Source organism: Paenibacillus sp. MER 99-2 (genome assembly GCF_023714095.1).
GTDB lineage: Bacteria > Bacillota > Bacilli > Paenibacillales > Paenibacillaceae > Paenibacillus.
Genome location: NZ_JAMAUZ010000009.1, coordinates 74,278 through 100,749, shown reverse-complemented (window position 1 = coordinate 100,749; position 26,472 = coordinate 74,278). Strand labels below are relative to the sequence as shown.

Sequence of the window (26,472 nt, the reverse complement as noted above, 5' to 3'; positions counted from 1 at the left end):
GACATTATGGCGAACAAAGCATTCAATGCAACACGGGGCGATAAAGTGTTCAATATATTTAATATCCTCGCGATGACCATGGTGCTGATTGTAACACTGTATCCATTCCTGAACGTACTGGCGATCTCGTTTAATGATTCAACAGATACAGTGCGTGGCGGAGTTTATCTGTGGCCGCGGGAATTTACATTGGAGAACTACAAAACCATTTTCCAATATGAAGGATTGCTGACAGGTTTGAAAATATCCGTACTACGTACGCTAATCGGTACGTTCCTCGGATTGCTGAGTTCATCGATGATTGCGTACACGCTCAGTCGGCCTGATTTTAAAATTAGAAAATTTGTCTCTGTATCACTCGCTCTGACGATGTACTTCTCGGGTGGTCTGATCCCGACATATATCCTCATGCGCGACCTGAGCTTGATCGGTACGTTCTGGGTATACATTTTCCCATTGATGATCTCTGCCTTTAACGTGTTTGTCATTCGTTCATTCATGGACGGTCTGCCATATGCACTGCAGGAATCAGCTAAGCTCGATGGTGCAAACGACTTCACCATTTACTACAAAATCATTCTTCCGTTGTGTAAACCTGTACTTGCTACCATCGCGTTGTTCTTGGCGGTAGGACAGTGGAATCAATGGATCGATACGTACATCTACAACAACAATAAACCTAACTTAACGACGCTCCAATACGAGCTCATGAAGGTACTACAAAGTACACAACAGGGCTCAAGCGCTGGACGTAACGCCAATGACATGGCGCAGCAGATGGCACAGATTTCTCCGGAATCCATTAAGATGGCGATTACCATCGTCGCTACAGTTCCAATCCTGCTTGTCTATCCATTCCTGCAAAAGTACTTTGTAGGTGGTATGACACTCGGAGCTGTTAAAGCATAATGTATCGACTCGAATAGGATGGGTAGATGACCTGCGATACACAGTGTAAGCGTGGCTGAGGAGCTGCGCTTACCGTATCGGGGGATCATCATATGATAAGTTTTCATTTGTCCAAAACCGAGTTGGTGTATGGCTTGAAATCTAAACTTGGTTTCGATCATCCCATTAATAAAGTGTTACAGATCGCATGAATATGTTCAAAGAAATATAACAATTATATCGGTTTACGAAAAACGTTTTCTGTAAAATAAATTCACTATTGACAAGGTTATTAACAACATTTATGATTCAGATATGAAAGCACTTTCATTAACAACTTGTTTGATTGCTAACCTGCATGATAATGAGTGAATGGTAATAAACTGAATCAGGGGATAACGACCTGTCGTTCGTGGATTTACCCAAAAAACAGAAAGCGCTTTTACAACAATGTCTCTAGCCAGAGGGGTCACATCGAGTGCAGTCAGCCACGTAAAGGTATGTGCAGGGCAGCCTGTTATACAAAATATAGCTTCATTATATCCATAAGGGGGATTACACATGAAGGGCAAAACACCAAAAACGTTTGCAATGCTGCTGTTAGCCAGTGCATTAGCAATCACAGCCGGTTGCGGAGGCAGTACAGCATCAGAAACACCAGTAGATACAGGGGATACAACATCTCCAATGACGATCACATTCTTCGGTGCAGATGCAAGTCCTAACTGGAATAAAATGCAGGATGCTATCGGTAAAGAAATCACTAAACAAACCGGTATTACGATCGAAGCTGAGTATGATGTAAATAATGGTGGCGATCAGAAGGTTGCCTTGATGGCAGCAAGTGGCGACTATCCTGATCTGATCTATCCAAAAGGCAATCTGTCCAAACTGGTTGATGCAGGGGCGATGCTGGATCTGACAGATCTGATCGAAGAGCATGCACCGAACCTCAAGAAAATATATGGGGATCAGATGAACCGTCTGAAATATAGCTTGGAGGATCAGGCCATTTATACCATCCCAACAAATATGGGGGTTGGTAACGTTGCATTTGATGCTACGGGTGGATTCGAAATTCAACAACGTGTGTTGAAAGAATTAGGATATCCTGAAATCAAGACGTTACAGGATTACGAAAATGTACTCAAAGAGTATGTGGCTAAACATCCAACCATTGATGGCCAACCAACGATTCCACTGACGCTGAATGCGGATGACTGGAAAATTATGATTACGGTAACGAACCCAGCATTCCAAGCTACAGGCGGGCCGGATGATGGTGAGTATTACATCAACCCTGAAACGTATGAAGCACAGCTTCACTACAAACGTCCAGAAGAGAAAGAATACTTCCGGTGGTTGAACCACATGTATGCTGAAGGTCTGCTCGACAAAGATACATTCGTGCAAAAGGATGACCAGTATAAATCCAAAATTGCCAGTGGTCGTGTATTGGGTCTGATTGACCAAGAGTGGAACTATCAAGATGGGGAGAACGCGCTGAAAGCAGCGGGTAAAGACGATGCGACTTATGCTCACTTCTCCGTATCCTTGAACGATGACATCGTGGATCATACGTTCCAACCGACTGGTTTCGATGGTTACGGAATCGGGATCTCAACAGAAGCTAAAGATCCAGTACGTATTATTAAATTCATGGATTGGATGGCTTCCGATGAAGGTCAGGTTTTGAGAAACTGGGGTATTGAAGGCGAACATTATAAAGTGGAAGATGGCAAACGTGTTATCCCTGAAGAAATTCAAGATCGCAAAACAAATGACAACACTGCTTTCACCAAAGAATCAGGTGTTGGATTGTATAACGTATTTAGTGCAAGATATGGTGACGGTGTGAAAGATTCCACTGATAACTACTACACAACGAACTTCCCTGAGCAGATCGTAGCAGGCTACACTGCGGCTGAGAAAGAAACGTTGAAAGCATACGGAATCACAACATGGAAAGAATTCTTCCCATCTGAGGAAGAACTGCCATTGAAACCTTGGGGTGCAGCGTACAACATGCCTGTTCCTTCGGATACAGATTACAACGTAACATTCCAAAAAACACAGGATATCGTTCGTAAACGTATCCCAGAAGCGATCCTGACTAAACCAGAAAACTTCGACAAAGTGTATGATGATTTCCTTGCTGAGCTTGACAGAAATGGTGCAGTCGAAATGGAGCAACAATATACGGTGTGGATTAAAGAGCGTGTAGCACTGTGGACTGGCGAAGAGGTTAAGTAATTCGGAATGGAAGACCGAATGATATAGGGATTACCTTGAAGAACCCCTGCGAAGGGGTTCTTCTACAGATTGATGAGAAATTTAAGATCACCTATAATTTTATTACAATCATTTTCAGCAAACGCTTTATTCTGATGAGGATAAGGTTAGCACTAATTCAAAGCTCGCCTAACTAGGAGGATATAGACAATGAGAGGCAAAATGAAAAGCAAGACACCAAAGACATTTGCAATGTTGATGCTGGCAAGTGCGCTATTGGTTACAGCAGGTTGTGGTAACTCAGGTAGTAAAGAGTCTTCGTCCGAAGGTTCAACAGGCACGGATCCAGTTACATTTACATTTTTTGGAGCCGATGCTAGTCCGAACTGGAATAGAATGCAGGACGAAGTAGGTCAAGAGATTACGAAACAAACAGGTGTTACGATTGAGGCGGAATATGACGTTAACAATGGTGGTGACCAGAAGATCGCCTTGATGGCAGCAAGTGGAGATTACCCGGATATCATTTATCCAAAAGGTAATTTGTCCAAGCTTGTTGATGCAGGAGCTATGCTTGACCTGACCGATCTGATTGAGGAGCATGCTCCCAACTTGAAGAAGATCTATGGCGAACAGATGAATCGTCTGAAGTATAGCTTGGAAGATCAATCGATCTACACGCTCCCAACAAATATGGGGGTAGATAACGTTGCATTCGATGCTACCGACGGTTTTGAGATTCAGCAAAAGGTATTGAAAGAGCTTGGTTATCCAGAAGTGAAAACCTTGCAGGATTATGAAAATGTACTGCGTGCATATGTTGAGAAATATCCAACGATTGATGGTCAACCAACCATTCCACTGTCGCTCAATGCAGACGATTGGAAAATTATGATTACGGTGACCAACCCAGCTTCCGCAACAACAGGTGGTAGCAATGATGGAGAATATTACATCGATCCAGAGACGTATGAAGCGATGCTGCATGTTAAACGTCCAATCGAAAAAGAATATTTCCGCTGGTTAAACCATATGTACAATGAGGGACTGCTCGACAAGGATACATTTGTGCAAAAAGAAGATCAATATAAATCCAAAATTGCGAGTGGACGTGTGCTTGGTCTCATCGATGCAGAGTGGGGATATTCAGACGCTGAGAATGCGTTGAAAGCCGCAGGCAAAGATGACAGCACATATGCACACTTCTCTGTCATGTTGAATAAGGATCTGAAAGATACGACGTTCCAACCGACAGGGTTTGATGGTTACGGTATCGGAATTTCGACATCAGCAAAAGACCCAGTGCGTATCATTAAATTCTTCGACTGGCTTGCTTCAGATGAGGGTCAAGTGCTTCGAAACTGGGGTATCGAAGGTAAGCATTACAACGTAGTTGATGGCAAACGTGTCATTCCTGAAGAGATCCAAGATCGCAAAACGAATGATAATGCTGCATTCACCAAAGAAACAGGTGTAGAGCTGTACTCCATCTTTAGTGCAAGATATGGTGACGGTGTGAAGGATGCAACGGACAATTATTACACAACGAGATTCCCTGAACAGATCATCGCGGGTTATACTCCAGCTGAGAAAGAAACGTTAAAAGCATACGGAATTACAACTTGGAAGGATTTCTTCCCTTCCGAGGATGAGTTCGAAGTTAAAGAGTGGGGCGCGGCTTACAATATGCCAGTTCCATCAGATACAGATTACAACGTACAGTATCAGAAAACACAGGACATCATCCGCAAACGTATTCCAGAAGCGGTACTTGCTAAAAAAGAAGATTTCGATAAAGTATACGATGATTTCCTCGCAGAACTTGATCGAGCAGGTGCTGTAGAAATGGAGCAACAATATACGGTTTGGGTCAAAGAACGCGTTGCGCTCTGGACAGGTAAAGACGTTAAGTAACATGTCTTAGTTGAAGGCATTGAACCGCAGAAAAGACCCTGAGATGAAGGGTCTTTTCTGCGATTTACTGTGATGTTTTACATTGACGCTAAGGATGAAATCTCCTATAATTTTGTTAGTGTAAGCACTTTCATTATGACCTAAAATGAGCTGGAATGTAGTAACAATGAAGGTGAAATAACGGATAGATTGCTAGTCATTAAACTATTTTTCGAAAACGTTTTATGACATGAACGACTAGAATAACATTACTTCAAGAACAGGAGCTATGTAATGACCTCATTAACGAAGAACATACAGCCGAATCGGTTATGGTATCGTCAGCCAGCAACCCGCTGGGAAGAGGCTCTTCCTATTGGTAATGGGCGTCTTGGGGGTATGGTCTACGGCGGCGATGTGGAAGAACGCATTCAGCTGAACGAAGACACACTATGGTCAGGATACCCGCGCGACACAGTACAGTACAGCAGTCAGCGATATCTGAAGAAGACGCGTGAACTCATTATGGCAGGGCAGTACAGTGAAGCGGAAGAACTGCTGAACCGTGAAATGTTGGGGCGTGACGTTGAAGCTTATCAGCCGATGGGGCACTTCCTATTGAAGCAGGAGCAACTGATTGGAACCCCTGTTCAGGAATTCGAACGAGAGCTTGACCTGGAAGCTGGAATTGCGACGACAAGTTATAGCTGTAATGGTATCCGTTATAAACGTGAAGTATATGCGAGTGCTGTGGACGATGTGATGGTATGTACGCTCTCAGCCGATCAAGAAGGAGCAGTGAACGTCAGCCTTTCACTAGACAGTCCACACCCGTATACATCGCAGATTTCAGAAGATGGCATGACATTGTTCAGTCGCTGTCCGAGTCATGTCGAATCGAACTATTTCCGAGATCATCCTGAATCCGTCATTTATGAGGATGACCGTGGAACCGCCTATGCTGTTAGAGTAAGTATCAGTATAGTAGGCAGCGAGGCTCGGGTTGTGGCTGAAGAGGACAGCCTGCGTGTTCTAGGAGCGGATCAGGTGGTGTTCTACCTGGCGGCTGCAACAGCATTTGAACGTTATGATGTCATGCCAGTGAAAGAAGGCGTGTTGTTAGAGCAGACATGTCGTGAGACCATCGCAAAAGCCAAGTCCTTCAATCCAGAGCAGCTAAGGGAACGTCATGAGCAGGATCATAGAGCGTTATTTGCAAGAGTTGATCTGAATCTGGGCATGACAGGCAATGGTGAATTGCCTACAGATGAGCGATTGTTAGCTTACCAGGAAGGGGCGGAAGACCCTGGACTGGAGGCGTTATATTTTCAATATGGTCGCTATCTGCTCATGGCAAGCTCACGTCCTGGCACGCAGCCAGCTAATCTACAAGGCATATGGAATCATCAGGTGGAGCCCCCGTGGCACAGTGATTACACAACGAACATCAACACGGAGATGAATTATTGGCCAGCGGAAGTCTGTAATTTGAGTGAATGCCATGATCCGCTGTTTGCGATGCTTGATGATCTGAGCCAATCCGGGCGTAGAACGGCTCGTATCCACTATGGGGCTCGTGGCTGGACTGCACATCACAATGTGGATATATGGAGAACATCAACACCTACAGGAGGGGATGCTAGCTGGGCATTCTGGCCAATGGGTGGTGTATGGCTGACCTCACATCTGTGGGAGCATTATCTGTTTACAGGAGATCAGCAATTCTTGGCAGAGCGTGCATACCCCATCATGAAGGAAGCGGCTCTGTTCTGTTTAGATTGGCTTATTGAGGGGCCAGGTGGTTATCTGGTTACGGTTCCGTCCACCTCGCCGGAGAATAAGTTTTTGACTGAGGAAGGGGAGGCACGAAGCATATCCATGGCATCAACGATGGATATGAGCTTAATTCGTGAGTTGTTTGACCGATGCATCACGGCTGCGAATCAGTTTGGGCTAGATTCGGAATGGGCACAGGAGCTCGCAGAGGCGAAGAGCAGACTGTATCCTTTCCGGATTGGCAGAGAGGGGCAGCTGCAAGAGTGGTTCCAGGATTTTGCTGAATCTGAACCAGGACATCGCCATGTATCGCATCTATATGGACTGTATCCGGGGGATCAGATCAACAGAGTGCATACACCTGAGCTTGTTGAAGCTGCACGAGTATCGCTTGAGCGTCGTATTTCACAAGGGGGAGGGCATACAGGGTGGAGCTGTGCCTGGTTGATCAATCTCTACGCACGTCTACTGGATCGTAAGCATGCACATCAATTTGTACGTACTTTGCTTGCGCGATCGACCCATCCTAACCTGTTTGATGATCATCCTCCGTTTCAAATTGATGGTAATTTTGGAGGCACGGCTGGCATTGCTGAGATGTTACTGCAGAGTCATATGGGTGAAATCCATCTCCTGCCTACACTGCCTGAAGCGTGGGCGAGCGGTAGTGTGAAGGGCTTACGCGCACGAGGAGCCTATACGGTGGCTATGGTGTGGGAGAACAGTAAGTTGGTGACGGCTGAAGTTACCGCTGATCACAGTGGTTCATTAACGCTTCGTAGTACTTGTCCTGTACGTATTGAAGGTCATGAGCAGAGCTTGTCAGAGCGTACAACGCAAGGGGATTATGTAACGACAATAGGGGTGACAGGCGGGCAGACGGTTCGTGTGTCAACAGAGACGGAGGAATAAACGATGACTATTTTTCAATTTCCGAAGGATTTCCGCTGGGGAACGGCGACCGCTTCTTATCAGATCGAAGGGGCGGCTCAGGAAGGTGGACGTGGGGTATCCATATGGGATACGTTTGCGCGTACACCTGGTAAAGTGTTTAACGGAGATAACGGCGATGTCGCGTGTGATAGCTACCACCGCTATGAAGAAGACATTGAACTGATGAAAAAATTAGGTATCAACACGTATCGCTTCTCCATTGCCTGGCCTCGTATTATTCCGGATGGGGATGGAGAGATCAACAGAGAAGGGTTAGATTTCTACCATCGGTTCGTGGATAAGCTGCTTGAAGCGGGAATTGAACCGTTCTGCACGCTGTATCACTGGGATCTGCCACAAACGCTGGAGGATGACGGGGGTTGGGGTAATCGTAGAACGGTAGATGCTTTTGTGAAATACGCGGAAGTGATCTTCAAGGAGTTTTCCGGAAAAATTAATTTCTGGCTGACCTTTAATGAACCGTGGTGCATTGCTTTCTTGTCCAACCTGTTAGGGATCCATGCGCCAGGGAATCGTGATCTGCAAACGTCAATCAATGTTGCTCATGGATTGCTCGTTGCTCACGGCAAAGCTGTCCAATCATTCCGTCGCATGGGAATCACCGGACAGATTGGTATCGCTCCGAATGTGTGCTGGGCAGAGCCTTACAGCAAGTCTCCTGAAGATCAGGCTGCGTGTGACCGTTCCATTGCACTGAATACAGATTGGTTCCTCGACCCAATCTACAAAGGCAGTTACCCTCAGTTTATGGTGGACTGGTTCGCTGAAGCTGGTGCTACTGTGCCGATTCAGGAAGGCGACATGGAGATCATCTCACAGCCAATCGACCTGCTTGGCATCAATTATTACACAATGGGACTCAATCGCTTCAATCCGGAAGCAGGGGCGCTGCAATCGGAAGAATTAAATATGGGACTGACCAAAACGGATATTGGCTGGCCTATCGAATCCCGCGGGCTGTATGAATTTATGCACTATCTTCAAAAGTATGGAAATGTGGATGTGTATATTACAGAGAATGGTGCTTGCATCAATGATGATCTGGATAATGGAAAAATCAATGACGATCGCCGGATCTCTTATTATGAACAGCATCTGGCTCAGATTCATCGGATCATCAATGACGGCATCAACCTCAAAGGTTACATGGCTTGGTCGCTGATGGATAACTTTGAATGGGCTGAAGGGTACCGTATGCGTTTTGGACTCGTTCATGTGGACTACCGCTCGCTAGTAAGAACACCGAAAGAAAGCTTCTATTGGTATCAAAACGTGATTAAGAACAATTGGCTGGAAATTCGCAGCTAAATGCAAGGAACATGAATCAGACTGGAACTAGAATGGATTCGGTCTTGATATGCAATCAAATGAAACGGTGCTCCGATTAAATGGAGCACCGTTTTTTTATTTTTGGAATGTGTATATAACGGTTGGTTTCGGGTCATTCACGAATGTTTCAAAAGCTTGTTTACGATTTCTGTTATGAAGCAGTCATTTTTGGGTTATACATAACAAGAAGATAAAATATCTATTTTGTCAACAGGTAAACAATAAATAAAGTGTCCAAATTGCGAATAAAATTTGAACATTTGTTGACTAAAAATCATACTAATGTGGTATATTGGTATCAGTAAATAACTTACAAAAAGGGAAAAGGAAGTGTTTACTATGGCATCGAAGACAGCAATGGTAAGCCAATTGGAGCGCAAGGATAAAAATATGCGGCGCGCAGTCTTAACGATGACAGTTTTTGCCTGGATCGCGCTTATTACAGGTGTAGTGATGTGTTTGATCAACTTGAATGAATTTAATGACCGTAATCTTGGCTTGATGGTGGGTATTGGTTTCCTGGTTGGTAGCGTATTCATTTACGTTATTGCTAAAGCGATCGGACTAGTTCATACACGTCATGAAGACGAAGGTGCGGATTAATTATAATCTGCAGGATATTCGTCCATACTAAGACTGGATAAGTAATCGGAATCCAGTCAATATAGCCCTTTGCGGATTCGTTGACCTATTCAACGAGACTGCAAAGGGCTTTATTTTTTTACGTAACATGTGATGTTTTATTATACGGAAATATCAAGTGTGCAAGTAATTTGTGAGAAAAAATTCACACATTTAGGGTGTAAAATCGACAAATTTGTTAACAAGAACAAAAAAGTTGCTCATTTCTGATATCTTTAGAAGGAATAGAGTAGTATACTGATTTTTCAGTATGAGCGAATTTAAGGAGAGGGGATCAAGATGAACAAGAAACCTAGGTCGCTAGCCCGGATTATTATTCCGGTTGTCCTGACGTTGGTTACCATCGCATTGATTGTCTGGCCAATGCTGGCAGGCGGGCAGTACGTTGTTCTGGATCCAAAGGGACCGATTGGCGCTTCACAGAGAGATTTGATCGTAATTTCAACCATTCTGTGTGCTGTCATAATCGTACCTGTGTTGATTTTGTCTGCAGTAATCGTATGGCGTTACCGCGACAAACCGGACAATAAAGCTGCATATGAGCCGAACTGGTCTCATAGTACCAAAGCTGAGGTCATTTGGTGGACGGTTCCAATTATTATCATTGGAATACTCGCTATTGTAACAGTTCGTTACACTTATGATCTAGAGCCTTCGAAGCCACTGGCTTCTGAGAAAGCACCTGTGACGATCCAAGTATCATCATTGGACTGGAAATGGTTGTTCATGTATCCAGAGCAAGGGATTGCAACGGTCAATACGTTGAATATTCCGGCAGACCGGCCCGTGAAATTTGAACTTACCGCGGATTCACCAATGAACTCGTTCTGGATTCCGCAACTTGGTGGTCAGATTTACACAATGTCGGGTATGGCGATGACCTTGTACCTGCAAGCTGACCATGAAGGACAGTATTGGGGCTCAGGCGCCAACTTTACAGGTGAGCACTTTGGCAAAATGCGTTTTGATGTGAATGCTACATCAGACGAAGAGTTTGACAATTGGGTTCGAGAAGTGAAACAAAATTCCCAAGAGCTGACACAAGAGGGCTACGATGCGCTTACTGAGCCTGGAACAAGCAATGTTGCTTATTACTCAGCCTTCCCAGAAGGTCTGTTCCAGAAAATCGTAACCAAGTATGTTGTAGATGGTAATGGAGCTCATAGTAAGCACGAAAGCTCAAGTGAAGCTGCTGGAGCTAATCAAGCCACTCAAGAGTCCAAGCAAGACGAGGACAAGAGTGCTAACTAAAGATTCGAAAGGAGAGCCCAATGTTAGAGACAATTAAAGAGTTTGCATCGGAGTTTTTCGTAACTGGTGATCCACTCATCTATGGTGCGATGGTATCGATCGGGATTACGATGATTGCTATTGTAGCGGTGCTAACTTATTTTAAAAAATGGGGCTGGCTCTGGCGTAACTGGTTAACTACTGTCGATCACAAGAAGATCGGTATTATGTATATCATCGCTTCCATTATCATGTTGTTCCGTGGTGGTGTGGATGCGCTGATGATGCGTCTTCAGCTAGCAATGCCTAATATGGATTTCTTACACCCTGAGCATTATAATCAGGTCTTTACAACGCATGGTACGATCATGATCTTGTTCATGGCGATGCCATTTATGTTTGGTCTATTTAACGTTATCGTGCCACTTCAGATCGGAGCGAGAGACGTTGCGTTCCCGTTCCTGAATGCACTGAGCTTCTGGTTGTTCTTCCTAGGAGCGATGCTGTTTAACCTGTCCTTCGTTATTGGTGGTTCACCTGACGCAGGTTGGCTGAGTTATCCGCCTCTATCGGAGCTGTCGCACAGTCCGGGGGTAGGACAGAACTTCTATATATGGGGTATCCAAATATCGGGTATCGGTTCCCTGGCTACCGGTATCAACTTTATGGTTACCATCATTAAAATGCGTGCGCCAGGTATGCGTTGGATGAAACTGCCGATGTTCACTTGGTCAGTATTCTCCACTTGTATTATTATCTTGTTTGCATTCCCGATCTTGACTGTGACACTTGCATTGCTCTTCCTCGACAGGTTTGCCGGGGCGCACTTCTTCACACTTGATCTGGGCGGTAACCCAATGATGTATATCAACTTGATCTGGATGTGGGGTCACCCTGAGGTATACATTGTCGTCTTGCCGGCATTCGGTGTGTTCTCCGAGATCGTAAGTACGTTCTCGCGGAAAAAACTGTTTGGTTACAAATCGATGGTATTCGCGATGTTGATCATCAGCTTCCTGTCCTTCTTCACATGGGCGCATCACTTCTTCACGATGGGTTCCGGAGCGGACGTTAATGCATTCTTCGCGGTTACGACGATGTTGATTGCCATTCCAACAGGGGTTAAGATATTTAACTGGCTGTTTACGATGTATAAAGGAAGGATACGCATGGCCACTCCGATGATGTGGACACTTGCCTTTATCCCGTGCTTTATCGTCGGGGGGATGACGGGCGTTCTGTTATCCGTTGCTCCTGCTGACTTCCAGTTCCATAACAGTTACTTCCTGATTGCCCACTTCCACCAAGTATTGATCGGTGGCGTTGTCTTCGGATACTTCGCAGGTCTGTACTACTGGTGGCCAAAAATGTTCGGTTTCCAATTGGAAGAGAAACTGGGCAAATGGGCATTCTGGACTTGGAATATCGGTTTCTATGTCTGCTTCATGCCGCAGTACGCTGTCGGCCTGATGGGTATGACGCGTCGTCTGAGCACTTACGGCTGGGACACTGGCTGGTGGGAACTGAACTTCGTTTCTACGATTGGTGCGTTCCTGATGGGTGTCGGATTCTTGTTCCAAGTTGCACAAATCGCAGACGGTATTCGCAAATACAAATCACTCAAAGCTTCTGGCGACCCATGGGATGCTCGTACGCTTGAGTGGTCGATTCCTTCACCAGCTCCTGAATACAACTTCGCTGTTACACCTCGCGGAGATGATATTGATGAGTGGTGGGAAGAGAAAGAACGTCGTGCTAAAGGCATTCATCCGCCTGAGCCTGTATATGAGCCAATTCATATGCCGAAAAATTCCTCGATTCCGTTCATTATGTCTGTCTTCTGGTTCGTAGCTGGTTTCGGCTTCGTCTTTGGATGGCTATGGATGGCAATTCTCGGACTCGCTGGCGTGGGTATCTGCATGATCGCCCGTTCATTCTCATACGACACGGATTATTACATTCCGGTTGACGAAATTAAGCGTACCGAAGCGTCGTTAAGGGGGTCGGTATAGATGGCTCAAGCAGCCGCTAAGCACGGTGAGAATCATGCACATGGTCATGATCATGGCCACCATGATCCACAGGAAATGAAAATTCTCGGTTTCTGGTTCTTCCTGATTTCCGACGTAATCCTGTTCTCCGTATTGTTCGCAACCTTCATTGTGTTGCGCGACAATACGGCGGGCGGACCAATCTTGTCTGAGTTGATTAAAATGCCTGGCGTAATTGCTGAAACATTCCTCTTGCTCACAAGTTCATTTACGAGCGGACTTGCTGTTCTGGCAATGAACCAAGGTAAAGTTAAACAATTGATTAACTGGCTTATCGTTACAGCCGTTCTCGGTGCAGGCTTCCTTGCACTGGAGATTTATGAGTTTGTTGAGATGGTTCACGAAGGATTCAGTTACACGACGAGTGCTGCTTCCGGCGCATTCTTCACCTTGGTGGGTACTCACGGACTTCACGTATCGCTCGGTCTGATCTGGATGATTGGATTGATGTTCCAACTGAAAAAACGTGGGATTACCGATGTTACTCGCGGTAAAATCAACGTAATCAGCTTGTACTGGCACTTCTTGGACGTTGTATGGATCTTCCTTCTGTCCATCGTCTATCTGATGGGGGTGATGTAGATGGCAGAGCACAACACGCATGACTCCCATGGCCATGAACAACATGGTTCGCTGAAGTCCTATGTCATCGGTTTTATTCTCTCTATCGTTCTGACGATCATCCCGCTGGTGGTTGTTCTGAACGACATGATGGGTAAAACAGGAACAATGGTTGTTATTCTTGGTACAGCCGCACTTCAGTTTGTGGTTCAACTCTTCTTCTTCATGCATATTCGTGAGACAGAGAAACCACGCTGGAATGTTATGGCACTCATTTTCGGGCTTCTGATGATGATGACCATCGTTATCGGTTCGATCTGGATCATGCTTAACAACGCAGTTGCACATTAAGTTTCAGATTACAAAGGGATTTCCCGGTCTATCCGTGGAAGTCCCTTTTTTGTTTGGAGTTTTGCACCTAGAACTCGAAGCATGCTGGAAAGCTCAATGGAAGTCAGCAATCAGATGGCTTGAGTGAACGAGCTGGCTATGCGAGATTGTATCGATATGAGATTATGATACAAATTTGAATGCAAATGTACATATTTAACTACATAGAACGGTTTATTTTTAAAAAAAGGTACACAAAAGATATAAAATGAACTAAAATGAACTTATATGAACATCATTCAAATGACGAAGGGAATGGATTAAACATGCAAAACCGTTATGCTGCACACCCTAATGAAGTAAAAACATATGATACATCCCGTCTACGTGAGGAATTTTTGATGGAGCAGCTATTCGCTGTAGATGAATTAGTGACAGTATACTCCCATGTGGATCGTTATATTGTAGGAACAGCTGTACCTCAGAGCAAGGATATTGCGTTAGAAGTGAACCTCAAGGATATTGGAACGGACTTTTTCTTAGAGCGTCGTGAAATCGGTATCATTAACGTAGGCGGACATGGAACGGTAACTGCTGATGGTCAAGGCTATGAGATCGGTGCAAAGGAATGTCTGTATATCGGCCGTGGCGTTAAAGAGGTTCTGTTTAAGAGCAGCGACAATGCACAGCCAGCACAATTCTACTTCGTATCAACACCAGCACACCATACGTATCCAACGGTAAAAGCTACACAAGAGCAAGCACAGCCTAACCATCTGGGCAGCATCGAAAGCTCTAATGAACGCACAATCTATCGTTATATCCACCAAGGCGAAGGTGGCATTCAGAGCTGTCAACTTGTAATGGGTATTACAGAGCTCAACAAGGGTAACATGTGGAATACCATGCCTGCACATACCCATAATCGTCGTTCCGAAGTATACTTGTATTGGAACCTGCCGGAAGATGGCGTAGTGTTCCATATGATGGGCGAACCAAACGAAACACGTCATCTCGTTGTTCGTGATCGTCAGGCGATCATTTCACCAAGCTGGTCTATTCACAGTGGCGTAGGTACAAGCAACTATACGTTCTGTTGGGCGATGGCTGGTGAGAACCAAACCTTCGAGGATATGGACGGCGTAGCAATGAAAGATCTGAAGTAATCCATTGTACGTGAGACAGGTTATTTATTTTAATTCAGTTATATAGGAAGTTGATTGTGATGAATCCATTGAAGCGACATGAAAAAATTATGGAGGCGTTGTTACAACGTCAGGAAGTGACCGTTAGTGATCTAAGTGAACTGCTACAGGTTACGGGTAAGACGGTAAGGGAAGATCTTGCCAAGCTGGAGAGCATGGGTTTACTTGTCCGTGTCCACGGTGGGGCAATGCTGGCTCAGAATGACCAATATGGTATTTTGAACAGCCGCGGAGTCATTGAGAAACACCATCCGGAAAAAACGGAAATTGCCGAACGGGCACTTGCTTATATACGTCCTGGAGATATTGTTGCATTGGACGGCGGAAGTACGACCCTAGAGATGGCTAGACGTATGGATAATCTCTCTTTGACGGTAGTCACGAATGACCTGTTTATTATTGCAGAGTTAACGAAGAAGGAACAGGTTCGATTGGTTGTGCCAGGGGGAGCGCGAGTTCGAAATATGCTGGTAGGGGACGATACGGCTGCTTTTATTTCGGGGCTAAATATTCACAAAGCATTTATCTCCACCACTGCACTTCATCCCGATTTCGGATTATCCATCTATACAGGTGATCTCGTCCCGTTGAAAAAAGCAATGATCTCGGCATCTCAACAAGTGTACGGCGTTGTGGATCACCACAAATTTGGACAATTTGCACTGCGAACCTTTGCGAATTGTTCAGAGCTTGATTGCATTATCAGCGATCATAAACTAGATGAAGAGACAGCGGCGCTATATAGTCAGAGTGGTGTCAACGTGGATTATCAAAGTTAACTTAATTACGGTTTGCATATCATAACATGCGGAGGAATCACATATGAACTCATTTGATTTGAGTGGACAAGTTGCTCTCGTGACCGGAACATCTGGAGGGCTGGGACAAGGTATGGCGATCGGGCTGGCAGAAGCAGGAGCCGATGTTGTACTGGTGTCTTATTCCAAACCTGCGGAAACAGCGAGTGCTATTGAGGCTTTGGGACGCAAAGCTTATGTTATCGAAGCGGATCTGAGTATTGAGGATGAACTGTCTAAGGTGTTCGAGGAGGCACTATCCTTTCAAGGTAAAATTGATATTCTAGTGAACAACGCTGGTATCATTCGCCGTACACCGGCTGCAGATCATGGGCATCAGGATTGGCATGATGTCATTGCCATTAACTTGAATAGTGTATTTTTCCTGAGCCAATTGGCAGGTAATCATATGATTGAACGGGGTAGCGGTAAAATCATAAACATTGCATCTATGCTGTCCTATCAGGGTGGCATTAATGTGCCTGGATATACAGCTAGTAAACATGGTGTTGCCGGCCTGACCAAAGCACTTGCAAATGAATGGGCAGGTAAAGGTGTACAGATTAACGCAATCGCACCAGGCTATATGGAAACGGACAATACAACGCAGATCCGGGCAGATGAGAATCGCTACCGTGATATTACAGCGCGCATTCCGGCTGGCCGTTGGGGAACACCAGAAGACTTGAAAGGACCGGTTGTATTCTTGGCATCTTCAGCCTCAGACTACTTGAACGGTCATGTACTTAATGTCGATGGTGGCTGGCTCGCTCGCTAAGTTTCCACCCATCCGATGATAAAGGAGACATGAATGATGAAACTTGGTATTCTGGCGCATACGTTCGGTAAGCAGCCTACAGCACAGCTTGCGCAGACGATCGCAGATAACGGGTTCAATTCGGTGCAGCTTGCGCTTGCCAAAGCTCTCTCCGATGTTGATTCTGCGAATGGTAAGCTAAGCCCTGGGCTGGCGAATGAGATTGGAGACCAATTTGCACAACGTGGTGTGAAGATTGCAGTGCTAGGCTGTTATATTAATCCGATTGACCCCGATCCGGTGAGTCGGCGTGCAGATATTGATCGATTTAAGGAACATCTAAGGTATGCTAGAGATTTTGGGTGCAGCATGGTTGCAACGGAAACAGGTGGTTTGGACACGTATCTCAGTACACATCCGGATACGTATGAGGAACATGCATGGAATATATTACGGGCAACCGTAGAGGAGATCGCGGAAGAGGCTGAGAAGTGGGGCGTTCATGCTGCGATTGAGCCTGTGTCAACGCACACGCTGCATACGCGTGAACATATGGTACGTTTATTTGAAGAGATTCCTTCCTCCAATCTGGGGATGTTGTTCGATCCATGTAATTTGATTAAACAGCATCACGTAGCAGATCAGGCAGGCTTCCTACGTGAAGTCATCGAGACGCTGTACCAGCGGATCATTGTAATTCATGCCAAGGATGTTGCTTTTAACGCCCAAGGGAAGAAGGTTAATCCTGTACCTGGTGCAGGCATTTTAGATTATCCGTTATTTTTTGAACTGTTGAAGCAGTATAAGCCGCATATCGATATTTCATTAGAAGGTGTGACAGCGGAAGAGGCAGTACCTGCAGCTAAACATCTGCGTGAAGTATGGAGTAGTATACGGGTATAAACGCTAATTCTTGCTGATTCGCAGGTTGAATGAAGCGAGTAAAGATAACTATGGAACCTTTGCATTAGCAAAGGTTTTTTTAGTATACCAAGATGATAAATTTTATATTTATAATTTCTTATCGGAAAAATCGGAAATAATTCTTTTCAAATGCGACATCTTGTGAGAGAATATGGAAAACATACGCCACCAAGTGAGTACATCCAGAGATTCAGAGACGTATACCTAAGGGAGGATTCAGATTTATGTCAAACGAACGTGAGCTTTCATTTGAAACATTGGCAATTCATGCGGGCCAGGAAATAGACCCAACAACTCATGCACGTGCTGTACCCTTGTATCAGACAACATCTTATGGTTTCCGTGATACTGAACATGCTGCCAATTTGTTTGGATTGAAAGAGTTTGGCAACATCTACACACGTCTGATGAATCCAACGACGGATGTATTTGAGCAACGAATTGCAGCACTGGAAGGTGGGGCTGGGGCTTTGGCTACAGCTTCAGGTCAGGCGGCAATCACCTTCTCACTGCTCAATATTGCTGGTGCGGGGGATGAGATTGTGTCCTCGGCAAGTCTCTATGGAGGCACGTATAACTTATTTTCCACAACACTGCCGAAGCTGGGAATTGACGTGAAGTTCGTGGATTCCAGTGACCCTGAAAACTTCCGGCAAGCAATTACGGAGAAAACAAAAGCACTGTATGCTGAGACAATCGGTAACCCCCAAGGGAATGTGCTAGATATTGAAGCTGTAGCGGCGATTGCACATGAGCATGGTATTCCGTTGATTGTAGACAATACGTTCCCAAGTCCATATCTGCTGCGACCGATTGAGCATGGCGCGGATATCGTTGTGCATTCTGCTACCAAATTCATTGGGGGGCATGGTACATCCATCGGTGGCGTTATTGTGGATAGCGGCAAATTCGACTGGAAGGCAAGTGGGAAGTTCCCAGGTCTGACCGAGCCAGATTCCAGCTACCATGGTGTAGTATACACGGAGGCTGTTGGACCAATCGCCTATATTATCAAAGCGCGTGTGCAGTTGTTAAGAGACATCGGTGCAACGATCTCACCTTTTAACTCATGGCTGTTGCTGCAGGGGCTGGAGACACTTCATCTGCGCGTAGAACGTCATAGTAGCAATGCACTGGCGGTTGCGGAATATCTGGAAAAACACGACGATGTATTGTGGGTAAGCTATGCAGGTCTTCCAAGTCATGCATCGTATGAACTCGCACAGAAGTATCTACCGAGAGGTCAAGGTGCGATTCTAACCTTTGGTATCAAAGGCGGAGTAGATGCAGGACGTAAACTAATCGAAAATGTGAAGCTGTTCTCTCACCTTGCGAATGTGGGTGATTCCAAATCTCTCATTATTCACCCAGCAAGTACAACACATCAACAGCTGTCAGAAGATGAGCAGACGGCGGCTGGCGTTAATCCGGAGCTGATTCGTTTATCGGTGGGTACGGAGAATATTCAAGATATCCTGTATGATCTGGAGCAAGCAATCAAAGCGAGTCAACAAGCAAGCGTTAGTGTATAAGTTGGTGTGAAGTTTAGCTTCTCATGTAGACTACATGTGAAGATGATATCTGGAAGCTCAGATGAACTAATATGTCGTATTGACCTTTAAGACAAAGACTCTAAATTTAAGTCACCATCCTTATGGATCGGTGGCTTTTTGCTTTTTTTCTTCGAACAACTTTGCAAATACTTATTTACAAATGTTGATCACAGGCATATAATAATCAAAAGTTGGTTGAGGTAAAAATAATTGCATAAGTACAAAAGATGATTATCATTCTCATTTGATCGCCATGCTGCTGCGGGATTCCCGCAGCAGCATGTGTCATTTTTAGGGCATTAACAATGGATCTCATTCTCAATACAACTCATCTTTGGAATACGAAATGGCGAAGTCAGCCAGAATATTCGTTCCAACATTCAGAAAGGACAGTGATGAACATGCAAGCTATCCATCAACCCATTCATAAGCAAGTTAAGGCAGAGAAGAGCTCAACGAATTCGCCTAACCCCAACCGCGGCCGTAGGCCAAACTTTCGAGCGATGCTCCACAACAAGGAGATGCAGGCAGCACTAGGCAGTGGACTCTTGATGTTAATTGCTTGGAGTACGGCTTCGTGGTCTCAGCCAGTATCCATCAAGTTATACATTGCGGCGTATGCTTTGGGTGGTTGGACAAAGGCAAAAGAAGGAATAGAGACGCTCGTCAAAGATCGTGATCTGGACGTGAATTTGCTTATGATCGCCGCATCGCTTGGCGCTGCAACGATTGGATACTGGAATGAAGGGGCAATGCTCATCTTTATTTTTGCACTTAGTGGAGCCTTGGAAAGTTATGCGACAGAACGCAGTCATAAAGATATTTCATCCTTACTGGCGCTGAAACCTGAAACAGCACTCCGCATCGAGGAAGGACAAATGAATCTTGTTGCGATTGATGAGCTACAGCCTGGCGATTTACTGTTAGTCAAGCCAGGAGAACTGATTCCTGCTGATGGGGTCGTGTATCGCGGAAGTTCTTTTATTAATCAGTCATCGATTACAGGGGAATCGTTGCCAGTAGACAAAAGTGCGGGTGACGAGGTGTATGCTGGGACAGTGAACGGTGAGGGGGCATTGTATGTCGAAGTTACCAAGTCGGCGGAGGGTTCTCTCTTTGGCAAAATTATTAAGTTAGTGGAGGAAGCGCAAGCGGAAGTGCCTGATTCACAACGTTTCATTGAACGATTTGAAGGGATTTATGCTCGAATCGTTGTGGTCGTGACATTGCTGATTATCGGAGGAACTCCGGTATTGCTTGGCTGGACGTGGGGGGATGCGTTTTATAAAGCGATGGTATTTCTGGTTGTAGCTTCTCCTTGTGCTCTTGTATCTTCCATTATGCCAGTGATGTTATCCGCAATGTCCAGCAGTGCCCGTCGAGGAATTCTATTTAAAGGTGGGGCACATGTGGAGAACCTGGCACAGACCCAAGTGGTTGCTTTTGATAAAACAGGGACATTAACGATGGGTACTCCTCAGGTCACGGATATCATAACGGCAGAAGCTTACGACCGTGCACAAGTGCTTGCTGCAGCAGCAAGTATTGAGAATCTCTCCATGCATCCGCTCGCTCGCGCAATTGTGGATCAGGCAATTCTGGAGAATATTGCAATTCCAGAAGCGGAGCAGGTACAGGCACTAACCGGTTGGGGCATTGAAGGTAAGGTGGATGATGTACATTGGAGAATTGGGAAAACAGATGAGATCGATTCAAATAGGGACACCCATTGGTATGATGAACGTGCTCGTCTAGGAGGTGAAGGCAAGACGGTGTCGGTCGTGACAGCAGATAGGGAAATTGTAGGTCTGATCGCAATGCGGGATACGGTTCGTCCACAGGCAGCAGCGGCTGTAAGAAGGCTTGAAGCGATGGGTGTCCGTGTAGCCATGTTAACGGGGGATCGTGCAGAGGCTGCTACTGTCATTGCACGTGAAACCGGCGTAGGTATCGTCTATGCTGATCTGTTCCCAGAAGATAAGGTGAAACAGGTACATGCTTTGCGTAAGCAATATGGCCAGGTGTTGATGGTCGGCGATGGAGTTAATGATGCCCCTGCACTTGCTGCAGCGACGGTAGGCATGGGCATGGGGGTATCCGGGAGTGGCACGGCACTAGAGGTAGCTGACGTTGTGCTGATGAATGATCGCATCGAGGAGATTGCATGGGTGATTGCACAAGCTCGACGTGCGCAGCGAACCATTAAGCAGAATATGGTGTTTGCGATTACCGTTATCCTTGCATTAATAGCTGGAAACTTCCTTCAGGATGTAGCATTGCCGCTAGGTGTTGTAGGACATGAAGGCAGTACGATACTGGTCATCCTGAATGGTCTTAGACTGCTACGTTAGGCCATCAAACGGTATTATCCTTTCAATGCTGATTCGATGTTCTGTAGGCACTTACAATGAATTCCAACTATTTCATGGAATCTTCATTTATGGCCAAAAAGAGAACCCCATCGGCAGCGCTGAGCTGTTGGATCGGGTTCTCTTTTTGGATCTCATATATACATTGTGCGATATGGTATGCGTTATGTGTGGAACTAAAAAAGTTCAGTCAGACCAATCATGGTGATAAGACCGAGTAGGAATGAGACGGTTGCCACTCGTGCATTACCATCCCCGTGGCTTTCGGGAATTAACTCTTTGTAGACAATAAACATCATTGCTCCTGCTGCAAATGCCAGACCATACGGTACAAGACCCTCAACCAGGCTGCTAAGCGTGTATCCGATCATTGCTGTAATAATCTCAACGGCTCCCGTGAGTGTAGCAATGCCTAGGGCTTTGAAGCGACCAATGTTCTGATTAACGAGGAAAAGCGCGACCAGGAAACCTTCAGGTGCATTTTGCAACCCAATGGACAGCGCAATCAGGTTACCTAAACTGGCATCGTCACTGGCGTAACTAACACCAACGGATAGTCCTTCCGGCAAGTTATGCATTGTAATGGCTGCGATAATCATGAAGGCTTTCGCTTCAATTTTGAATGGCATCTTCTCGGGATTTTCCAGATCCACATGCGGAATCTTCATCTCTAATACGAGTAGAACCATACTACCGAGCAAAATACCAACAGCCAGTACAAAAAGGTTCGATTGACCGAGTGCTTCGGGAATGAGATTGTACACGGAGGCAGAGGTCATAATACCTGCTGCGTAGGCAAGCAAAATATCACGGAGTCGATGTGTTACTTTGCGCATAAATAAAATCGGTATGGCACCAAGGCCGGTGGACATGGCTGAAATAAAGCTGCCAATGAGTGCTTCGTTCATGCTTCTATTTTCCCTCCTGATGAAGACTTCTTCATAATCGCTGCAGAGCATTGACACCTTACACAAAAGAGATCATAATGAACAACAGATTAGAATGATTATAAATTAGAATTCCGTTTCTGCATAGGGCAATTGTCATAACTGTCCAGTCATATGGACATGATCTGGGCTCTCATTTTAGTGTATGCAAAGGCGTTTGCTTTTGATGCTGGAGAGTCGAACCTTTTTGTAGAAACCGGGGGAGGAACTATACATGTATAAATCAATTATTATTGGAACAGGTCCTGCGGGACTGACAGCAGCAATCTATCTGGCACGCGCCAACTTGAGCCCACTCGTTATTGAAGGACCGCAACCTGGTGGTCAACTGACAACAACAACAGAAGTTGAGAACTTCCCAGGTTTCCCTGACGGAATCATGGGTCCTGAGTTGATGGATAACATGCGTAAACAAGCAGAACGCTTCGGTGCAGAATTCCGCACAGGCTGGGTTAATAACATCGACATGAGCGAGCGTCCATTCAAAATCCAAGTTGAAGGTATGGGTGAACTCGTATCGGAAACACTGATCTTGTCTACAGGCGCATCCGCTAAATATCTTGGCATTCCCGGTGAAGAAACCAACGTTGGACGTGGTGTAAGTACTTGTGCAACATGTGACGGATTCTTCTTCCGTAACAAAGAAATTATCGTTATTGGTGGCGGTGACTCCGCGCTTGAAGAAGCAAGCTTCCTGTCCCGTTTTGGCTCCAAAGTAACGTTGGTACACCGTCGTGAAGAACTGCGTGGTTCCAAAATCATGCAGGATCGTGCACGCAGCAACGAAAAAGTAGAGATGGCTTTGAATCGTACTCCGATTGAAGTGCTTGCTGGTGAGAATGGTGTAACTGGACTGAAAGTGCTGAACAACGCAACAGGTGAAGAAGAAGTGATCCCTGCGAGCGGTGTATTCGTAGCGATTGGTCATACGCCTAACACAGGCTTCTTGGGTGGACAGATCACGACTGACGAGCATGGTTATATTTTGACAACACCAGGCACATCCGAGACGAACATCCCAGGTGTATTCGCTTGTGGAGATGTACAGGATACTCGTTACAAACAAGCAATTACAGCGGCAGGAAGCGGATGTATGGCTGCAATGGATACAGAGAAATATATCGAGAGCTTGGAGCACACTGCAATTTCCTTGTAAGAGTCTGCTGAATGAAGCAAGATCGCTAGACCAATAAATAAAAAATAACTAAACTATATGAGGTGAATAAATCATGGAAAACGTAATTGTATACACATCGACGAACTGCCCGAACTGCAAATCAGTGAAAAGTTTCTTGGCTGACAAAGGTATCGCTTATGAAGAGCGTAACATCGAAACTAGCGATGAGTTTGCACAACAAGTATGGGATATGGGCGTACGTGCTGTACCTTTGACTGTTATCGGCGAACATCGCATCCTGGGAATGAACAAAACACAATTCGCTAAAGCATTGGACGCATAAATCGGACGAATCGTCTGAGCACCAATGGTGAAAGAATTAAGATAATCTATAGCTATTCCGGTTCGCGCGAGCCGTTTGAATATAAATATGAAAGAGGCCTTAGTCCAGATTAGGATTAAGGTCTTTTTTTCGTTGGGCTAACGTAATTTAGCATCCTCATAATTGTTGAATAGACAGAAGTACGATATGCTTTTTCATAGATCAAGTTGCTAGCAGGGAGGTGAGTAGACAGCATGGACATCGATCAACAGGAGCATTTTCGTTTCTGGGAACAGGTGAGATTACAAGATATCATGGTGAGAAAGGCGCAGCTTGTAAAGGGTGAACGCGTGCAAAATCGGATGCACTCCAGCTATTTTTTGGGTGTTAGAAAAGGCAGTGTGTTAGTGGTGCTCAATCAGAAGACATATTCTATGAACTCATTTGAGATTATGCATGTGCCTGCCAAAAGCTATATTGAGGTTCACGCAGGCTCAGAGGGAGCGGAGTATATTTTTATCTCGTACCAAGCAGAGTGTGCGGCAAAGGAAAGCGATGCGCCATTAATTTGGGACAAAAGTAGATATCCAACGCACATTACATATCGTGTCATCCCAGCTCAACCCATGTTGTTGTATGACCTAACAGACCGAATGCTGGAATTACAGCAGCAAGGGCAGGAGCCGTCAATTACATTTCAGATTAAAGCATTGTTCTACCAGTGGATATATCACATGGTGGATCAATTTCATTCACAGCTTGCACTTGTAAAAACGGCCAATCCTGTCGAGCTAGTCACACTGACTTTGGAGTATATGTTGGAGAATTACGCCAAACCCCATACGCTGGATTCTTTATCTGAGGTAATGGGGCGTAGTCCGGGACATCTCTCAAATTGTTTCAAGCAGGTGCTGAATCGGGGGCCAATTGACTGCTTAATCCGTTTGCGTATGCAAAAAGCGTGCACGCTTTTGACAGAAAGCAAGCTTCCAATACGCATGATTGCATCCACTATTGGATATCAGGATTCATATTATTTCAGTAATGCCTTCAAAAAATATTATGGAATCTCTCCACAAAAGTACCGTAAACACATCATGGAGGAAGATATTATATCCTTCGGAGGAAGAAATCACATTGTTGGCATTTCAGACCCATGTTATATTCCTTTTTATGATAATGATAATTATTATCAATATTTAGATGGAGGGTCTGACGAAATGATTAATCGTATAAAGAGAGTACCCATGGCGTTGCTCATGGCTTTTGGGTTGCTGTTAAGTGCATGTAGCGGAAGCTCTTCAGGAAGCATGGGGGCTTCAACCGGAGAAGGAAGTACAGCTCAATCGCAAGCTCCAACTACGCAGACGAATAATTCAAGTGAGAATACTACAAATGGGACGGATCAAGCGATAACACGTATGGTTCATACCTCGATGGGTGAAGTTGAGGTGCCCTCTAATCCAAAGCGTGTCGTAACGGATTTCTTTTTGGGTCACATTCTGGCTTTGGATGTGAAGCCTGTGGGTAGTAATGGTTTATTTATGCAAAATCCTTACCTGGAGGAACGAGTTTCAGGGATTGAGGATATTTCGGATAATTTAGAGATGATTACGGGTCTGAATCCAGACTTAATCGTTACTGGAGATGCCCAGACGTATAGTGCTTACTCAAAAATTGCACCAACCGTATATCTGGACAGTTCGGCTCCGGTTCGTGATCAGGTGAAGGAACTTGGAATCATTTTGGGCAAAGAAGCTGAAGCTTCGGCGTGGTTGGTGGAGTTTGAGGAAAATTTGGCAGCAGCCAGAGAACGCTTGAACCGAATTATTAAGGAAGATGAGACGGCAACGGTATTCGCTGGAGGAATTGTCAAGAATATTACTTTATACGGTAATGCATTTACGGGCAGAGGTATCCACGGTGAATTAGGTATTCCCATGAATGAGAATGTAAAACGAGAGGTTGATCCCAAAGTAGGATGGGCTACCATCTCAAACGAGGTTGTTAGTACTTATGCAGGTGATCGTGTATTTATGGCCGTGGACGCTAAGGCGGAATCATTCGACTATGCCAGCGATCCAGTATGGAAGACGTTAGATGCGGTCAAAAACAATGAATTGTACGAAATTGACGGTTATAAATTTTACTTCTCCGATCCAATTTCAGTTATGGGACAGATTAAGGACATTGTGGACATGATGGAAGAACGTGCTCAAGAAAACTCCGCTCGAAAGTGATTTTCTCACAGCTCTGTAATGAAATTTCAAAATGTAAATAAACAAAAACCTGAAAAATCCCCTTTGATCCGTACTTCAGAGTGTGTAGCCACATGAACTCTGTACAGTACTGCAAAGGGGATTTTTTCATCTATTCCAGTTGTTACGTCTAGAAAAAAATACTCATAAAGGTCTGAAATATTACATACACCACTAAGCCTGACAGCATGTACATGAAACCAGCCTTCTTTTTGCTCTGAAACAATCGGAGGATGCCAAGGCTGAACATTGGCGCAAGCACGATCAGGAACAGGAGTACGGTGACAAACATTTGCGCCGAGATATCTGAAGTATCTACGTAGGTCACAGGTGTTCA

At 45.1% G+C, this 26,472-nt stretch carries 21 protein-coding genes; 19 read left to right on the top strand and 2 right to left on the bottom strand.

The genetic code is table 11. From position 1 onward, the window contains the following. The first annotated feature begins 6 nt into the window (after nt 1-6). The 16 genes from M3636_RS25115 (at nt 7) to M3636_RS25040 (ending at nt 21,473) form a co-directional block, all read left to right on the top strand. Nucleotides 7-909, top strand: coding sequence for a carbohydrate ABC transporter permease (locus M3636_RS25115; RefSeq protein WP_056693260.1), 903 nt, complete (start codon nt 7-9; stop codon nt 907-909). Between the two features lie 540 nt (nt 910-1,449). Beyond that, on the top strand, nt 1,450-3,141 hold the full coding sequence (locus M3636_RS25110; RefSeq protein ID WP_128103594.1) for an ABC transporter substrate-binding protein: 1,692 nt from the start codon (nt 1,450-1,452) through the stop codon (nt 3,139-3,141). A gap of 189 nt (nt 3,142-3,330) precedes the next feature. Continuing rightward, the gene (locus tag M3636_RS25105) at nt 3,331-5,034 is read left to right on the top strand and encodes an ABC transporter substrate-binding protein (RefSeq protein ID WP_251384380.1); all 1,704 of its coding nucleotides are present in this window, start codon (nt 3,331-3,333) and stop codon (nt 5,032-5,034) included. 273 nt (nt 5,035-5,307) lie between these two features. Beyond that, complete coding sequence (locus M3636_RS25100) at nt 5,308-7,701, top strand: glycoside hydrolase family 95 protein (protein WP_251384378.1); 2,394 nt, start codon at nt 5,308-5,310, stop codon at nt 7,699-7,701. Nucleotides 7,702-7,704: 3 nt separating this feature from the next. Then, entirely contained in the window at nt 7,705-9,051 is a 1,347-nt protein-coding gene (locus tag M3636_RS25095) for a GH1 family beta-glucosidase (protein ID WP_128103593.1), read from the top strand. Nucleotides 9,052-9,411: 360 nt separating this feature from the next. Further along, a complete protein-coding gene (locus M3636_RS25090) occupies nt 9,412-9,675 on the top strand; it encodes a hypothetical protein (protein ID WP_056693273.1) in 264 nt (87 codons plus the stop codon). A 318-nt stretch (nt 9,676-9,993) separates the two neighbouring features. After that, on the top strand, nt 9,994-10,965 hold the full coding sequence (gene cyoA / locus M3636_RS25085) for a ubiquinol oxidase subunit II (protein ID WP_128103592.1): 972 nt from the start codon (nt 9,994-9,996) through the stop codon (nt 10,963-10,965). 20 nt (nt 10,966-10,985) lie between these two features. Further along, on the top strand, nt 10,986-12,956 hold the full coding sequence (locus M3636_RS25080; RefSeq protein ID WP_251384377.1) for a cbb3-type cytochrome c oxidase subunit I: 1,971 nt from the start codon (nt 10,986-10,988) through the stop codon (nt 12,954-12,956). Beyond that, nucleotides 12,957-13,577 carry a cytochrome o ubiquinol oxidase subunit III gene (gene cyoC, locus M3636_RS25075; RefSeq protein ID WP_110898411.1) on the top strand — a complete coding sequence of 207 codons (621 nt, stop codon included), beginning with the start codon at nt 12,957-12,959 and terminating at the stop codon, nt 13,575-13,577. It abuts the gene before it with no gap. Then, nucleotides 13,578-13,907, top strand: coding sequence for a cytochrome o ubiquinol oxidase subunit IV (gene cyoD / locus M3636_RS25070; RefSeq protein ID WP_056693282.1), 330 nt, complete (start codon nt 13,578-13,580; stop codon nt 13,905-13,907). 305 nt (nt 13,908-14,212) lie between these two features. Next, complete coding sequence (gene kduI / locus M3636_RS25065; protein ID WP_128103590.1) at nt 14,213-15,052, top strand: 5-dehydro-4-deoxy-D-glucuronate isomerase; 840 nt, start codon at nt 14,213-14,215, stop codon at nt 15,050-15,052. Nucleotides 15,053-15,111: 59 nt separating this feature from the next. Further along, on the top strand, nt 15,112-15,870 hold the full coding sequence (locus M3636_RS25060) for a DeoR/GlpR family DNA-binding transcription regulator (RefSeq protein WP_251384376.1): 759 nt from the start codon (nt 15,112-15,114) through the stop codon (nt 15,868-15,870). A gap of 43 nt (nt 15,871-15,913) precedes the next feature. Beyond that, nucleotides 15,914-16,666, top strand: a complete 753-nt coding sequence (kduD, locus tag M3636_RS25055; RefSeq protein ID WP_251384375.1) for a 2-dehydro-3-deoxy-D-gluconate 5-dehydrogenase KduD — start codon at nt 15,914-15,916, stop codon at nt 16,664-16,666. Nucleotides 16,667-16,699: 33 nt separating this feature from the next. Continuing rightward, nucleotides 16,700-17,548, top strand: coding sequence for a sugar phosphate isomerase/epimerase family protein (locus tag M3636_RS25050; protein ID WP_353056315.1), 849 nt, complete (start codon nt 16,700-16,702; stop codon nt 17,546-17,548). 245 nt (nt 17,549-17,793) lie between these two features. Beyond that, entirely contained in the window at nt 17,794-19,101 is a 1,308-nt protein-coding gene (locus M3636_RS25045; protein ID WP_251384374.1) for a homocysteine synthase, read from the top strand. A gap of 422 nt (nt 19,102-19,523) precedes the next feature. Then, a complete protein-coding gene (locus tag M3636_RS25040; RefSeq protein ID WP_251384421.1) occupies nt 19,524-21,473 on the top strand; it encodes a heavy metal translocating P-type ATPase in 1,950 nt (649 codons plus the stop codon). A 194-nt stretch (nt 21,474-21,667) separates the two neighbouring features. On the opposite strand, the gene M3636_RS25035 is transcribed toward M3636_RS25040, so the two are convergent. Then, entirely contained in the window at nt 21,668-22,399 is a 732-nt protein-coding gene (locus tag M3636_RS25035; protein WP_128103587.1) for a ZIP family metal transporter, read from the bottom strand. Nucleotides 22,400-22,652: 253 nt separating this feature from the next. On the opposite strand from M3636_RS25035, the gene trxB reads away from it, so the two are divergent. From trxB to M3636_RS25020, 3 genes are all read left to right on the top strand, one after another. Next, nucleotides 22,653-23,594: a thioredoxin-disulfide reductase gene (gene trxB, locus M3636_RS25030; RefSeq protein WP_251384373.1), complete on the top strand. Its 942-nt coding sequence runs from the start codon at nt 22,653-22,655 to the stop codon at nt 23,592-23,594. Between the two features lie 73 nt (nt 23,595-23,667). Further along, nucleotides 23,668-23,898 carry a glutaredoxin family protein gene (locus M3636_RS25025; RefSeq protein ID WP_056693307.1) on the top strand — a complete coding sequence of 77 codons (231 nt, stop codon included), beginning with the start codon at nt 23,668-23,670 and terminating at the stop codon, nt 23,896-23,898. Between the two features lie 233 nt (nt 23,899-24,131). Beyond that, nucleotides 24,132-26,117, top strand: a complete 1,986-nt coding sequence (locus M3636_RS25020) for an AraC family transcriptional regulator (protein WP_251384372.1) — start codon at nt 24,132-24,134, stop codon at nt 26,115-26,117. Nucleotides 26,118-26,265: 148 nt separating this feature from the next. On the opposite strand, the gene M3636_RS25015 is transcribed toward M3636_RS25020, so the two are convergent. After that, a complete protein-coding gene (locus tag M3636_RS25015) occupies nt 26,266-26,463 on the bottom strand; it encodes a hypothetical protein (RefSeq protein ID WP_056693310.1) in 198 nt (65 codons plus the stop codon). Nucleotides 26,464-26,472: the final 9 nt, after the last annotated feature.

Bases quoted from the DNA above. Each gene is read 5' to 3' on its own strand.
- M3636_RS25115 (WP_056693260.1), top strand. From the start codon at position 7: ATGGCGAACAAAGCATTCAATGCAACACGGGGCGATAAAGTGTTCAAT.
- M3636_RS25110 (WP_128103594.1), top strand. From the start codon at position 1,450: ATGAAGGGCAAAACACCAAAAACGTTTGCAATGCTGCTGTTAGCCAGT.
- M3636_RS25105 (WP_251384380.1), top strand. From the start codon at position 3,331: ATGAGAGGCAAAATGAAAAGCAAGACACCAAAGACATTTGCAATGTTG.
- M3636_RS25100 (WP_251384378.1), top strand. From the start codon at position 5,308: ATGACCTCATTAACGAAGAACATACAGCCGAATCGGTTATGGTATCGT.
- M3636_RS25095 (WP_128103593.1), top strand. From the start codon at position 7,705: ATGACTATTTTTCAATTTCCGAAGGATTTCCGCTGGGGAACGGCGACC.
- M3636_RS25090 (WP_056693273.1), top strand. From the start codon at position 9,412: ATGGCATCGAAGACAGCAATGGTAAGCCAATTGGAGCGCAAGGATAAA.
- cyoA (WP_128103592.1), top strand. From the start codon at position 9,994: ATGAACAAGAAACCTAGGTCGCTAGCCCGGATTATTATTCCGGTTGTC.
- M3636_RS25080 (WP_251384377.1), top strand. From the start codon at position 10,986: ATGTTAGAGACAATTAAAGAGTTTGCATCGGAGTTTTTCGTAACTGGT.
- cyoC (WP_110898411.1), top strand. From the start codon at position 12,957: ATGGCTCAAGCAGCCGCTAAGCACGGTGAGAATCATGCACATGGTCAT.
- cyoD (WP_056693282.1), top strand. From the start codon at position 13,578: ATGGCAGAGCACAACACGCATGACTCCCATGGCCATGAACAACATGGT.
- kduI (WP_128103590.1), top strand. From the start codon at position 14,213: ATGCAAAACCGTTATGCTGCACACCCTAATGAAGTAAAAACATATGAT.
- M3636_RS25060 (WP_251384376.1), top strand. From the start codon at position 15,112: ATGAATCCATTGAAGCGACATGAAAAAATTATGGAGGCGTTGTTACAA.
- kduD (WP_251384375.1), top strand. From the start codon at position 15,914: ATGAACTCATTTGATTTGAGTGGACAAGTTGCTCTCGTGACCGGAACA.
- M3636_RS25050 (WP_353056315.1), top strand. From the start codon at position 16,700: ATGATGAAACTTGGTATTCTGGCGCATACGTTCGGTAAGCAGCCTACA.
- M3636_RS25045 (WP_251384374.1), top strand. From the start codon at position 17,794: ATGTCAAACGAACGTGAGCTTTCATTTGAAACATTGGCAATTCATGCG.
- M3636_RS25040 (WP_251384421.1), top strand. From the start codon at position 19,524: ATGCAAGCTATCCATCAACCCATTCATAAGCAAGTTAAGGCAGAGAAG.
- M3636_RS25035 (WP_128103587.1), bottom strand. From the start codon at position 22,399: ATGAACGAAGCACTCATTGGCAGCTTTATTTCAGCCATGTCCACCGGC.
- trxB (WP_251384373.1), top strand. From the start codon at position 22,653: ATGTATAAATCAATTATTATTGGAACAGGTCCTGCGGGACTGACAGCA.
- M3636_RS25025 (WP_056693307.1), top strand. From the start codon at position 23,668: ATGGAAAACGTAATTGTATACACATCGACGAACTGCCCGAACTGCAAA.
- M3636_RS25020 (WP_251384372.1), top strand. From the start codon at position 24,132: ATGGACATCGATCAACAGGAGCATTTTCGTTTCTGGGAACAGGTGAGA.